Source organism: Serratia sp. D1N4, assembly GCF_054552755.1.
Genome location: NZ_CM137274.1, coordinates 5,223,315 through 5,235,732, shown reverse-complemented (window position 1 = coordinate 5,235,732; position 12,418 = coordinate 5,223,315). Strand labels below are relative to the sequence as shown.

12 protein-coding genes are annotated in these 12,418 nt (G+C 51.7%); 5 read left to right on the top strand and 7 right to left on the bottom strand.

From position 1 onward, the window contains the following. Nucleotides 1-1,128, bottom strand: coding sequence for a glycosyltransferase family 4 protein (locus ACX1CU_RS23545; protein WP_459400584.1), 1,128 nt, complete (start codon nucleotides 1,126-1,128; stop codon nucleotides 1-3). Beyond that, nucleotides 1,125-2,207: a putative lipopolysaccharide heptosyltransferase III gene (rfaQ, locus tag ACX1CU_RS23540; RefSeq protein WP_459400583.1), complete on the bottom strand. Its 1,083-nt coding sequence runs from the start codon at nucleotides 2,205-2,207 to the stop codon at nucleotides 1,125-1,127. Before rfaQ ends, ACX1CU_RS23545 begins: the two co-directional genes overlap by 4 nt. Before the next feature lie 210 nt (nucleotides 2,208-2,417). Here rfaQ and ACX1CU_RS23535 point away from each other — a divergent pair, with 210 nt between their 5' ends. The 3 genes from ACX1CU_RS23535 (at nucleotide 2,418) to ACX1CU_RS23525 (ending at nucleotide 4,829) form a co-directional block, all read left to right on the top strand. Next, nucleotides 2,418-3,374 carry a polysaccharide deacetylase family protein gene (locus tag ACX1CU_RS23535; RefSeq protein ID WP_459400582.1) on the top strand — a complete coding sequence of 319 codons (957 nt, stop codon included), beginning with the start codon at nucleotides 2,418-2,420 and terminating at the stop codon, nucleotides 3,372-3,374. Between the two features lies 1 nt (nucleotide 3,375). Next, nucleotides 3,376-4,467 carry a glycosyltransferase family 9 protein gene (locus tag ACX1CU_RS23530; protein ID WP_459400581.1) on the top strand — a complete coding sequence of 364 codons (1,092 nt, stop codon included), beginning with the start codon at nucleotides 3,376-3,378 and terminating at the stop codon, nucleotides 4,465-4,467. A gap of 68 nt (nucleotides 4,468-4,535) precedes the next feature. Continuing rightward, the gene (locus tag ACX1CU_RS23525; protein ID WP_459400580.1) at nucleotides 4,536-4,829 is read left to right on the top strand and encodes a hypothetical protein; all 294 of its coding nucleotides are present in this window, start codon (nucleotides 4,536-4,538) and stop codon (nucleotides 4,827-4,829) included. A gap of 44 nt (nucleotides 4,830-4,873) precedes the next feature. On the opposite strand, the gene ACX1CU_RS23520 is transcribed toward ACX1CU_RS23525, so the two are convergent. The 5 genes from ACX1CU_RS23520 to rfaD are packed head-to-tail and all read right to left on the bottom strand — an operon-like array spanning nucleotide 4,874 to nucleotide 9,904. Then, nucleotides 4,874-6,043 carry an O-antigen ligase family protein gene (locus ACX1CU_RS23520; protein WP_459400579.1) on the bottom strand — a complete coding sequence of 390 codons (1,170 nt, stop codon included), beginning with the start codon at nucleotides 6,041-6,043 and terminating at the stop codon, nucleotides 4,874-4,876. Next, nucleotides 6,027-6,929: a sugar glycosyltransferase gene (locus ACX1CU_RS23515; RefSeq protein ID WP_459400578.1), complete on the bottom strand. Its 903-nt coding sequence runs from the start codon at nucleotides 6,927-6,929 to the stop codon at nucleotides 6,027-6,029. The genes ACX1CU_RS23520 and ACX1CU_RS23515 overlap by 17 nt, the downstream gene beginning before the upstream one ends. Further along, the gene (gene rfaC, locus ACX1CU_RS23510) at nucleotides 6,929-7,900 is read right to left on the bottom strand and encodes a lipopolysaccharide heptosyltransferase RfaC (RefSeq protein WP_459400577.1); all 972 of its coding nucleotides are present in this window, start codon (nucleotides 7,898-7,900) and stop codon (nucleotides 6,929-6,931) included. Before rfaC ends, ACX1CU_RS23515 begins: the two co-directional genes overlap by 1 nt. Nucleotides 7,901-7,902: 2 nt before the next feature. Further along, the gene (gene rfaF, locus ACX1CU_RS23505) at nucleotides 7,903-8,949 is read right to left on the bottom strand and encodes an ADP-heptose--LPS heptosyltransferase RfaF (protein WP_459400576.1); all 1,047 of its coding nucleotides are present in this window, start codon (nucleotides 8,947-8,949) and stop codon (nucleotides 7,903-7,905) included. A 22-nt stretch (nucleotides 8,950-8,971) separates the two neighbouring features. Continuing rightward, the gene (gene rfaD / locus ACX1CU_RS23500) at nucleotides 8,972-9,904 is read right to left on the bottom strand and encodes an ADP-glyceromanno-heptose 6-epimerase (protein WP_459400575.1); all 933 of its coding nucleotides are present in this window, start codon (nucleotides 9,902-9,904) and stop codon (nucleotides 8,972-8,974) included. A 240-nt stretch (nucleotides 9,905-10,144) separates the two neighbouring features. Between rfaD and kbl the strand changes: the two genes are divergently transcribed. Both kbl and tdh read left to right on the top strand, forming a co-directional pair. After that, on the top strand, nucleotides 10,145-11,341 hold the full coding sequence (gene kbl / locus ACX1CU_RS23495; RefSeq protein ID WP_459400574.1) for a glycine C-acetyltransferase: 1,197 nt from the start codon (nucleotides 10,145-10,147) through the stop codon (nucleotides 11,339-11,341). After that, nucleotides 11,338-12,363 carry an L-threonine 3-dehydrogenase gene (gene tdh, locus ACX1CU_RS23490; RefSeq protein WP_459400573.1) on the top strand — a complete coding sequence of 342 codons (1,026 nt, stop codon included), beginning with the start codon at nucleotides 11,338-11,340 and terminating at the stop codon, nucleotides 12,361-12,363. Before kbl ends, tdh begins: the two co-directional genes overlap by 4 nt. Nucleotides 12,364-12,418 lie beyond the last annotated feature (55 nt).

The following is a 12,418-nucleotide window of genomic DNA, read 5'->3' as shown; positions in this document are numbered from 1 at the left end:
TCAGTCCAACAGTCGGTTATAAAGATCGATCAGTTGCTGCGAGAGATGGGCTGGCGTGGCAGGCATGATGCGTAACCTGGCAGCTTCTCCCATGCTTGAACCCAGCGCCTGCTGTGGCAAGGCGTGGATAGCGTCGGTGAGGGCACTGACATCCAGCGCGTCGGTGACAAAACCGTTTTTCCCCGGCGTGATAAATTCAGCGCCACCGCAGGTGGTGCTGGTGATCACCGGTAATCCGCATGACATCGCTTCCAGAATCACGTTGGGGAAGGGGTCGTACAGCGTAGGCAACAGCAAAGCATCCGCAGCCTGATAGAACGGCAACGTCTGTTTCTGCACGCCCATAAAGCGCACCCGATCGCTACAGCCCAGCGATTGCGCCAGCGCGCGGTAACGCTTCTCTGCTTTGTCTTTGCCAACAACCAGTAAGTAACTCTCGGTCGGGGCGATTGCACGGATGGCCGCCGCCAGCCCTTTGCGTTCAAAGCCTGAGCCGACAAAGATCAGACAATGTGCCTGCGGGGGAATTTGGTATTGCATGCGCAATTGTTGCCGCTGCTGTTCGCTGGCCGGTAAAAACGCCTGATTGTCGATAGCGTTATAGATCACCGTGACTTTATCGGCAGGTACGCCGAAATCGGCAATGATCTCTTGCTTGATCATCTCTGCGTTGCAAATCACCGCTTTCAGCTCAGGTGCGGCATACATGGCGCGCTCGGCACACATCACATAGCGATGATAACGATTGGAGAACAGCCATTTGCGCCGCCACTCGGGCAGCAGCCGTGCGCGTTGCAGCAACCAGCGGCGGTGCACACCATCGCCAGCGCGGTAGATATCACAGCCGGGAATGCGCTCATGGCTTTGCACTAAATCGAAATTTTCTTTCTGCCACAAGGCTCTGGCCGCTTCGGCAAAACCACGTTCGCGGCTGATGCGCCCGAACTTCATCGGGTTACACAGGTGGATGTGCCAATTCGGATGAACGTCACCCTGCCATTCGCGGGTAATGACGTTCAGATCCAGATCTTGTTGCTCCAGCGCCTCTAGGGCACGGGAAACGAAACGCTCTGCCCCGCCGTCCGGGCGGTATTTTTGGCGGACAATCGCCAAACGAAATGCTTTCATGCAAGCGTGCTCCGCGCGGCTGCAATCACCGCGTCTGTAGGAATAAGGTCGAGATAACGCTCATCGGTACCGGTATTGATGGCATCAGGGTCGGGTAGCGTGCCGTAGTCTCCGGCCCAAATAACGTGGCCAATCGCCTGCCAGGGGCGCCAGAATACCAGTTTGGATGGCCCAAACAGCGCAATGCAAGGGGTTTGCAGCGCAGCGGCCATATGCATCGGTACGGAATCCACACCGAGGAATAATGTTGCGTGATCGATCAGCGCCGCGAGTTGGCGCAGGGTCAACTGCCCGGCCAGAGAAACCACGCCATGCGGTGGGCATTGCTCTAGAATCCGAGCCACCATTTGTTGCTCTTTAGCGTCTGGCCCTGAAGTGATCACCAACTGGTGTCCATCTGCCTGTAGCGCGCTGATGGTAGCAGCCATCTTTTCTTCACTCCAGCATTTGAAAAACCAGCGTGAGGTCGGTTGTACCACGATATACGCACCGGTGATGCCCTTTTGTTGCAGAAGCTGAAGGCTGGTTTGCCAGTCCTGCGGGCTATAACTCATGGTCACCTGCTGGCTGACGGTAGGCAAACCGAGCGGTTGCAGCAGTGAAAGGTTTTGCTCAACGGTATGCAGATGGGCATGATCGGCCACTGAAACCAGATGGGTATGGCAATGGCGCCATAAAAAACCGCGGCGTTTAGGGAAGTCAAAACCCAAGCGGATGCGCGCACCGGTCAGTTTGGCGAGCAGCGCGCTGCGCCATTGATCGGCGAGATTGACCACCAGATCGTAACGCTGTGCTTTTAACTGGCGAATCAGCTTTAGTTCGTGGCCGAGATGCGCCTTAGTTCCCTGTTTTTTCCATTGGCGATCGATGACGAATATCTGCGACAGCGCCGGGTTGCTGACCAGCATATCCTGCGTTTCTTGGTATAGCAGGACGTCAATCTGTGCATCAGGGTAGTTTTGCCGCAGGGTATTGATGACCGGTGTGGTAAGCAGCATATCGCCATGATGGCGGAGTTTAACGATCAAAATACGCTGTATTGGCGTGGCAAAAGCTAAGGCTGGTGCATCGTTCATCATGAGTCGCTTTCAGAGAAACCAATCACTGATTCTAAATGACCCGATTGCATGTGGCTACTGTTGCTCAATTTTCTTGCCAGTAACGAAAAAATAATCGGTTCTGGAGATAAACGTGGCGTAACGTTGTCCAAACGAGGCAGCAAAGTTGTTTGCCCTCGCTAAACAGGCTGCGTAACATAATGTATTCCGTTGAGATCAGGCTCGATATTTATGACCAAACCGGCGTTTCTTATCACGATTGATACCGAAGGCGATAATCTGTGGCAAAACCACGATCGCATTTCGACCGAGAACACGCGTTTTTTGCCGCGCTTTCAGGCGCTGTGTGAAAAATATGCCTTCAAGCCGGTTTATCTCACCAATTATGAAATGGCGGTGGATGCGGAATACGTCGAATTTGCCCGCGATGTGATTGCGCGCGGAACCGGTGAGGTGGGGATGCATCTGCACGCCTGGAACAGTCCGCCGCTGACGGCACTTACTGATGATGACTGGCGTCATAAACCCTATTTGATTGAATATCCTGCCGAGCAGATCCGCGCCAAGGTCGATCATATGACCAAACTGCTGGAGGATGCTTTCCAGACCAAAATGCTTAGCCACCGCGCTGGGCGTTGGGCGTTTAATGAGTTTTATGCCTCACTATTGCTGGAGTATGGCTATCAGGTGGATTGTTCCGTTACGCCGCGCGTCAACTGGCAGTATTCGCCGGGTAATCCGCAGGGTAAGGGTGGCACCGATTATCGTCACTTCCCGTCGCAGGCTTATTTTATCGACCCGCAAGATATTGCCAAACCGGGCCATTCGACGCTGTTGGAGGTGCCGATGAGCATCCAGTATAAACACTCGGCGCTGATGAATGCGGTAAAACAGGGCTATGATCGCCTGCGGGGTAAAAAACGTTCGCCGTCGGTACATTGGCTACGCCCAGCAGGTGGCAATCTGGAGCAAATGAAGCAGGTTGTGCAGCGTTCGTTGGCTGAAGGCAATGATTACGTTGAGTTTATGCTGCACTCTTCCGAATTTATGCCCGGCGGCAGCCCAACGTTTAAAACCGAGCAGGATATTGAAGCCTTGTATCGCGATCTGGAGCAGCTTTTTGCCTGGTTGCAACAACGTACGGTAGGAATGACATTGGCTGAATATTATCAACTTAAAGTGAATTAACATGTCGAAGCAATGGAAAGTAAAACTAGCGAATGCCTGTCTTTGGCTTTATACAAAACTTGGTAGCAATTTTAAAGACAAGAGTTCATTCGATACAAATCGTGAGTTTGATCGTATTGCAATATTTTCGACTACCGCTCTGGGTGATCTGATGTTCAATACACCAGCGATCCGTGCGCTTCGTGAACGCTATCCATTAGCTAAAATCACTATGGTATCCAGCTATAAGAATAGCGGAATGGTGGAGACCTGCAGCTATTTTGATGACGTGATTTATTGGGACCACAAGGCCAAGAGTTTGCTCAGCGTTATCCACAAGCTGAGGAAAAATCAGCCGCAGTTGGCGGTGATACTACATTCAAAAGCTCCCTATGATGTCCTTGCGGCGATTTTTTCTGGCTGTGAGTATCTGTTTAAAGATGTGTATAAAAATGAGCTGCCTGGTGTGGATCAGTGGCTTGCTGGCACTAGTGTTCGAAGTTGTGGTCATTTGATCCAGCGTAAGCTGGACTTGGTCGGCTTGTTAGGCTGCGATACACAAAACCGAGAAATGTTTATCCCGATAGATTTCCCGCTCCAGCAAAAACAACCGGGCAAAGTTATGTTTGGTTTCCAGATGGGGGCTTCTGAGCTGTTGCGTTGCTGGCCAATAAGCCACTTTGTCAGCTTGGCGAAAATGCTGCTGGCGCGTTCACCAGATTACTTGATTATCCTGATTGGTTCGCCCAAAGAGCAGATGATCGAGAGCGAGTTCATGGCAGGATTGACGATGGAAGAGCAGAGCCGGGTTATCAGTTATATTGGTAAAACTACGCTGCCACAGTTGTTGGCAGTGATAAAAAACATGGATATGCTGGTTACCGGTGATACTGGCCCGTTACATTTAGCTATTGCGTTGAAAACTAAAACTGTAAGTCTGTTTGTTACAGCCGATCCGTTACAAACAGGGCCTTATCAAGATATCGAGCGGCACCAGGTTATATATTTGCCGGCAGAGTCGATCAACCTAAGTAAAGAGCAGCGTCATCAACCCTTGAGCGTTATCTCCAGCGATGAAGTGATGGATAGGGTGATAAGAATGATCGCCGAATAACTGGGAGACGGAGTTTTAATAATGTCAGCAAGTTTAAAAGTATATGCTGATATAGTGAGCTATTAACGATGATTGCAGTTAGGGACAAAAGAGCGGGCTTGATTATCCCCTCAGATACTTCGGTGGTAAATATGGTCTGCGCGTTTGATAAACGCTTGGTTGCCATTTATAACCAACGAAAGCTCAAGGATACCAAATTGCCTGGTCATATCATCTGGTCACCCAACTATGACAATGCAGTGCAATTTGTGACGGAGGAGAAGAATGTGAGTGACGTACAGATTGAACAGATTACCCAGTTGATTGGCGAACAGATTGCGATGATGATTGAAGTGCCTGCGGCACAGAAGAGAACATCTTAAAATATAGAAAAGAGCTACTAAATAGGTAGCTCTTTATCCGTCAATCAATAAACGCGGGAATTCAAATTAGTGGTCATGAGTACTCCTAGCGGGAACCAAAACAAGTACCAGAACTCAGCTGGATTACCTATCATAAACATGCCCTGCGAGGTATAAAACAGCAGCGTGAAGATAAATAATCCTACCTCCAATCGCATGCCGTTGCGTAGATGCCGCGTAGCCAGAATACCGCAATAGCTTAATATCGCGACCAACATTCCTAACCCCACCATGCCGCCTTTCAGCAATGTACCCCAGTATAGGCTGTGGGTGGTACTGATATGTTCGCCAGAATAGTTAGTGAAATCCAGTTCATAATTAAAGCCATAGCCAAAATAAGGTGCTTGCTTTACTAAGTCGAATGTATGGTGCCAAATGCTCAAACGCAGGAAGCTTTGAACGTATATACCTTCGAAACGGGCGATCAGTTGTTGCCCTATTTCTGTGAATAGTATCGCTATACCCATAGCGATCAACATGAATAGAAAATAAGTGAGGTGTTTCAATTTCAAATGTTTGTAGGGTAGAGTCAGTATTAGGGCAATCAGTAAAGAAAGTACTGGTCCACGGCTTTGGGTAAGCAGCATGGTACCGAAGAGTATGAGAACAGCGAGCAACATAAATTTGCTTTGTTTTTCGCGAAAGACGATTAGGCTGAGTATAACGCCAACTCCTGCTAAACCAGCTAAGTCGATCACATTGTCCGGACCAGGATTGTTTTTTGATACCAATCGATTGGTCAGTATGTCGTTATAATCAAAAAATATCGAATATAGACACAGGATGGTTAAACCTAAAACAATTATGCTGAACAACAGATTACGTTGCTGGCTGTTAAGCACAGTGATTAGCATTGCTAAATATAGCAGCAGGTAAACGCTGTGTGTCAAGGTTGATTCAATATTGAATGGCTCGCTTGACCAGAGGTTGCTAAAGGAGAAGTAGAGCAGCATCGCAGCAATAAGCGCTAGACCCTGGCGGCTTTCACGATTACGGAAAAAAGACAGCCTGAGATCTTTATCAAGATACAGTGTGATAATGAAAAAAATAGCAGAAAGATGGAATAGGTTATTAACTTTAGTAAAACCACAAAAAATAGCACTGAAAAAAGAAAAAAGAAAAAAGAACATCACATACAGCTTTTTCGGCCGAAAAGGGTTACTTAAAGATATCATCGGGGGTGACCTTGTCGAAAATGTCATTGCTGATAGCGCTGGTAATTGAAAGATTTTTAATAGTGATATTCTTGGCTTTCATAAGGTGGCTGGCATGACGGAAAGACGGCATAACCAGACCAGCAACTTTATCGCCTAGAGCTGTAGGGAGCTTATTCTCTGCGGCCTCATAAAAGCGTGGCTGGTGGAAGTTATTCATATCCAGGCCTATGATATACAGCCGATTAAAACCGAGGAAAGTCAGGATCTGTAATGCCCAGTAAACGACTGTTCCAGCATCAAAGATACCGCTGCGAATGTCGTGATTAAAGGCGATGTCTTTTCTGTCGGCAGCAAAAACCACATTACGATTATCGCGGTAGGCTAACCACAGTGAGTCGTTGGTGATCATCGGCTGATAGATTTTAAATGTGGCGTCTTCAATCACCGCAAAACGGCAGTGGACCTGTTGTAGACTGAACCTGTCGATGATTTTGGCAACGCCGTGTACTGTGGTGAACAATGTTAGCCTTTTGTCATCTATAATATTGCGGATAATCTCAGGCTTTTGGTCAATAAACCCCATATCTACAATGACATAAAATTTAAAATCAACACTGTCATGCAAGAAGTAAGCGCCGTTAACACCCATTGCAGGCATAGCGGGAAATTTTTCTAGGCAGAGATTTTTCACCGATGGACCTGTGGCGGTCAACAGGAGATCACCGGAAAAACTCCCTTTCAGGCCAGCCAATTGCACTATCGGTACCCGCTGCTGTTTGTAATTCAGCTCAATAATTTCCCCGCTGGCTGCACGTTTGATTTTTACGTAGGGCCAGAGATTTTCGTTATGCCGAAAAGAACGAGCATGGGTATAGCGGTAAATTTGCTTAAATAAAGTTCCCATTACAGCAGCATCCTGTATTGAATTAGCGCGGCAACTTTTTGCGCAGAAATATCAGCCATACTATTCCCTGCCTCAGGGCGGCAGGCATGTTGATTCCGCCCATACCCCCCAATCAACCCCGGATCGGTCGGGCCGAATAGCGTGATATTCGGGCGATCCAGCGCGGCGGTCAGATGGCTGAGCCCGGTATCCACCGACACCACGCCTTTTGCACCGGCCAGCACTTCCGCTACTTGCTGTAAGCTGAGCTTCGGCAGCACTTCAACATGCGCAAACCCTTCCGCCAGCCGCAGGGCGCGCTGATGTTCATGCGCTGCTCCCCATGGCAGTTTTACCTTCAGCCCGGTCGCGGCAACCAAATCAATCAGTTCGCGCCAGTTTGCTTCCGGCCAGTGTTTTTCATCACGCGTGGTGGCGTGCAGGAAAACCAGATATTGCCCGGCATCCACCGGTGGTTGGCTGAGAAAACGGGCGGCAATGGCGTAATCACCCGCGCTCTGCGGTTTTTCATAGCCCAAGCTTTTGGCAAACAGCTCACGCAGGCGTTCCACCGCATGCTGCTGCTTATCAATTTCATGGCGATGATTATAGAACCAACTGGCAAAGGGCTCACGTGCGCTTTTGCAGTCCGGGCCGTGCTTGCTACCGCGCGCGATACGGGTTACCAGCGCGGCGCTTTTCATCAAACCCTGAGCGTCGATCACGATATCATAACTGCGTTCCCGAACCAGGCGCTTGAAATCGCAGCGCTGCTGGCGGGCTTCGGGGCCGAACCAGTTTTTGCGCCAGCGGCGAATGGCCACCGGAATAACGCGGTCCACCGCCGGATGCCAACTGGGGATCTGGCTGAACCCTTCTTCCACTACCCAATCGAAACGGATGCCGGGGATGGCATGCATCGCATCGGTCAATGCCGGCAGCGTATGGAGCACATCCCCCATGGATGAGGTTTTGACGATCAGAACCTGCATGTTTATTCCTCGCTGGCGGCAAGTAACGGCGTCAGCGCGTCCAACACCTGCTGTGGTTGAATGTCGATCAAGCTCTGGTGATAGCCCTGATCGGCATCACCCTTACGCACTTTGTGATAGCCGCTAATCAGGCGGATGACTTTTGCCTTGTTGGAAAGCGGCGGGGTGAAGTCTGGGCTGCTTGGGCCATACAAGGCTATCAATGGTTTATTCAATGCCGCGGCAACGTGCATCAATCCTGAGTCATTACTGACCACCGCCTGGCAGGAGGCCAATAGAATCACCGCTTGTTCCAACTGGGTTTCCCCGGCCAGATTGAGGCAGAAATCACGCGCTTCTTCGGCCAGCGCCGCACGGATCTGTTCCCCGGCAGCGTGGTCTTTGGCCGAACCAAACAAAGTGATCTGATAGCCTTGGTCGATCAGCAGTTGCGCCAGCGCGGCATAGTGGTAATGCGGCCAGCGTTTTGCCGGGCCAAATTCCGCCCCTGGGCAAAAGCCGATAATCGGCCGGTAATCGGTGAGGTTAAAGGCGGAAGTGGTTTCGGCAATCTCTTCGTCGCTCACCTGCAGTTGCGGCCATAGCAGCGGCTGTGGCAAGTCTGCGGCTCGCTGTATCCGCTGTTTGTCATAAGCCAGCGCGACATAGCGTTGCACCATCAGCGGGAAGGCGGCTTTATCCAGCACGCGGATATCATTGAGCAGGCCGTAGCGCATTTCACCCCGCCAGCCGGTGCGCAGCGGCACGTTGGCGAACAACGGCACCAGGGCGGATTTGAACGAGTTGGGCAACACGTAGGCGCGATCGTAACCGTTGGCACGCAGGCTGTGCCCCAAACGGCGGCGCTCGCCCAGCCCCAACGCGCCGTGGCCCAGCGGCATAGCCAGCGCCTGGTTGACTTCCGGCATGCGCGCCAGCAATGGGCGGCACCACGCGGGTGCCATCACATCGATTTCCGCTGACGGATATTCGGCCTTCAGGGTGCGGTAGAGACTTTGCGACATCATCATATCGCCAACCCACGAAGGGCCGATAACCAGAATTTTCATACCCTTTGCAGGTTCCTTCCGCTTAAGCGGTGCGATTCAACCAGGCCATATATTCTTTGACGCCTTCAGCGACCGTTTTGAACGGCGCGTTGTAACCGGCAGCGCGCAGTTTGGTCTGATCGGCCTGGGTATAAGCCTGATAGCGGCCTTTCAGCTTTTCAGGGAATTCAATGTACTCCACTGCGCCTGATTGATGGTATTCCACCACCGCATCGGCCACCGCCTGGAAGGTTTCCGCCCGGCCAGTTCCGCAGTTGAAGATGCCGGACACGCCGTTTTGCCAGAACCACAGGTTAACCGCCGCAACATCGCCCACATAGACGAAATCACGCTTGAAGTTTTCGCTGCCAGAGAACAGTTTCGGGTTCTCGCCACGGTTAATCTGGTTGTTCAGATGGAACGCTACGCTGGCCATGCTGCCTTTATGGCCTTCACGCGGGCCATAAACGTTGAAGTAACGGAAACCACACACCTGTGATTCGGCCTCTGGCAGGATTTCACGCACGTATTGGTCGAACAGGAATTTGGAGTAACCGTAAACGTTCAGTGGCTGCTCGTACTGGCGCTCTTCGATAAAGTTATCGGTCCGCCCACCATAGGTGGCGGCGGAAGAGGCATACAGGAACGGGATTTGGCGATCCAGGCAGAAGTGCAGGATGTCTTTGGAGTACTGATAGTTATTATCCATCATGTACTTGCCGTCCCACTCGGTGGTAGACGAACAGGCACCTTCGTGGAAAATGGCGTCGATGTCGCCGAGATCGTCACCGGCCATGATGCTGGCGATAAAATCTTCTTTATCCACATAATCGGCAATATCCAAGTCCACCAGATTGACGAATTTGGTGCCGTCTTTCAGGTTATCCACCACCAGGATATCGCGATACCCGGTGTCATTCAGTGCTTTGATAATGTTGCTGCCGATCATGCCAGCGCCGCCAGTGACGATAATCATTGGGTTTACCCCTGTATTCTTCCCGGTGACGCACAATGCTCCACCCGATATGCTGCCTATAATAGCATTTCATGCCAGCGGGAACAGCGTAACGGTTCTTAATGTCCCGTTCGATAAGTACATATCCTAGTTTGCCGTGATATCTGCTGCACTTTTCATATTCTCTACCGCGCATTGTCGTCAGTTTGCCAGTAAATCAGTAAAATATGTTGAAAACGTCCCTATTCTGGAGATTACCGAATGTCCACGTCCTTTTACCAGCAGCTGGAGCAACAGCTTGCGACCACCCGTGCCGAAGGGCTGTTCAAAGAAGAGCGCATTATCACCTCTGCGCAGCAGGCCGATATCGCCGTCGCTGATGGCCGCCATGTGATCAATTTCTGCGCCAACAACTATCTGGGGCTGGCGAATCATCCGGCACTGATTGCGGCCGCGAAGGCGGGCATGGACAGCCACGGCTTTGGTATGGCATCGGTGCGCTTTATCTGCGGCACGCAGGACAGCCATAAACAGCTGGAACAGAAACTGGCCGATTTTCTGGGTATGGAAGATGCCATTCTGTACTCCTCATGCTATGACGCTAACGGCGGCCTGTTTGAAACCCTGCTCGGCCCGGAAGACGCTATTATCTCCGATGCGCTGAACCATGCCTCGATCATCGATGGTGTGCGCTTGTGCAAAGCCAAGCGTTATCGCTATGCCAACAACGATATGCAGGAGTTGGCCGAACAGCTCAAGCAGGCTAAGGCCGATGGCGCTCGCCACATTATGATCGCCACCGACGGGGTGTTCTCCATGGACGGCGTGATCGCCAACCTGCAAGGCGTGTGCGATCTGGCCGATGAGTACAATGCGCTGGTGATGGTCGACGACTCTCACGCGGTGGGTTTTGTCGGTGCGCACGGGCGTGGAACGCATGAATACTGCGAAGTGATGGGCCGCGTCGATATTATTACCGGCACGCTGGGTAAGGCGCTCGGCGGTGCTTCCGGCGGCTATACCGCCGCGAAGAAAGAGGTGGTGGAGTGGTTGCGCCAGCGTTCGCGTCCGTATCTGTTCTCTAACTCACTGGCACCGGCGATCGTTGCTGCGTCAATCAAAGTGTTGGAACTGCTTGCAGACGGCGACGCGCTGCGCGATCGCCTATGGGCCAACGCTCGATTGTTCCGTGAAAAAATGACCGCGGCAGGTTTTACGCTTGCCGGTGCCGATCACGCCATCATTCCGGTGATGCTGGGTGAGGCGAAATTGGCACAGGATTTCGCCAATGCTTTGCTTAAGGAAGGCATTTATGTGACGGGCTTCTTCTACCCGGTGGTACCGAAAGGCCAGGCACGTATCCGTACCCAGATGTCTGCCGATCACTCACCGGAGCAGATTGAGCGTGCTGTTGCTGCGTTCATTCGTATCGGTAAAGAACTTGGAGTCATTGCATGAAAGCATTAGCAAAGCTGAAAGCGGAAGAAGGTATCTGGCTGACCGATGTGCCCGAGCCTGAACTGGGCCACAACGATGTGATGATCAAAATCCGTAAAACCGCCATCTGTGGCACCGATATGCATATCTACAACTGGGACGACTGGTCGCAGAAAACCATTCCGGTACCGATGGTGGTTGGCCATGAATACGTCGGTGAAGTGGTGGCGATCGGCCAGGAAGTCAAAGGTTTCAGCATCGGCGATCGCGTGTCTGGCGAAGGGCATATCACCTGTGGGCACTGCCGCAACTGCCGCGCTGGCCGCACGCATCTGTGCCGTAACACCATTGGCGTGGGGGTTAACCGCCCAGGGGCGTTCGCGGAATATCTGGTGATCCCGGCCTTCAACGCCTTCAAAATACCGGACAATATTTCCGACGAACTGGCCTCGATCTTCGATCCGTTTGGTAATGCGGTGCATACCGCGCTGTCTTTCGATCTGGTGGGTGAAGACGTGTTGGTTTCCGGCGCAGGCCCGATCGGCATTATGGCGGCTGCGGTGTGCAAACACGTGGGCGCGCGCCATGTGGTGATCACTGATGTGAATGAGTATCGTCTGGAACTGGCGCGTAAAATGGGCGTGACCCGCGCGGTTAACGTCAGCAAAGAAAACCTGAATGATGTGATGGCCGAGTTGGGCATGACCGAAGGGTTCGACGTGGGCCTGGAGATGTCTGGCGCGCCACCGGCCTTCCGCACGCTGCTCAATGCCATGAACCACGGTGGCCGCATTGCGATGCTGGGGATCCCGCCGTCGGACATGTCCATCGACTGGAATCAGGTGATCTTCAAAGGGCTATTTATCAAAGGGATTTATGGCCGTGAAATGTTTGAAACCTGGTACAAGATGGCGGCACTGATCCAGTCTGGCCTGGATCTGACACCGATGATCACTCACCGTTTCCCGATTGACGATTTCCAGCAGGGCTTCGATGCCATGCGTTCGGGGCAGTCTGGGAAAGTAGTGTTGAGCTGGGATTGATATAGCCTTCGTCTTTCAAGTTGCAGCGTTGTTGGCTGCATGCGCTAACCCCAGT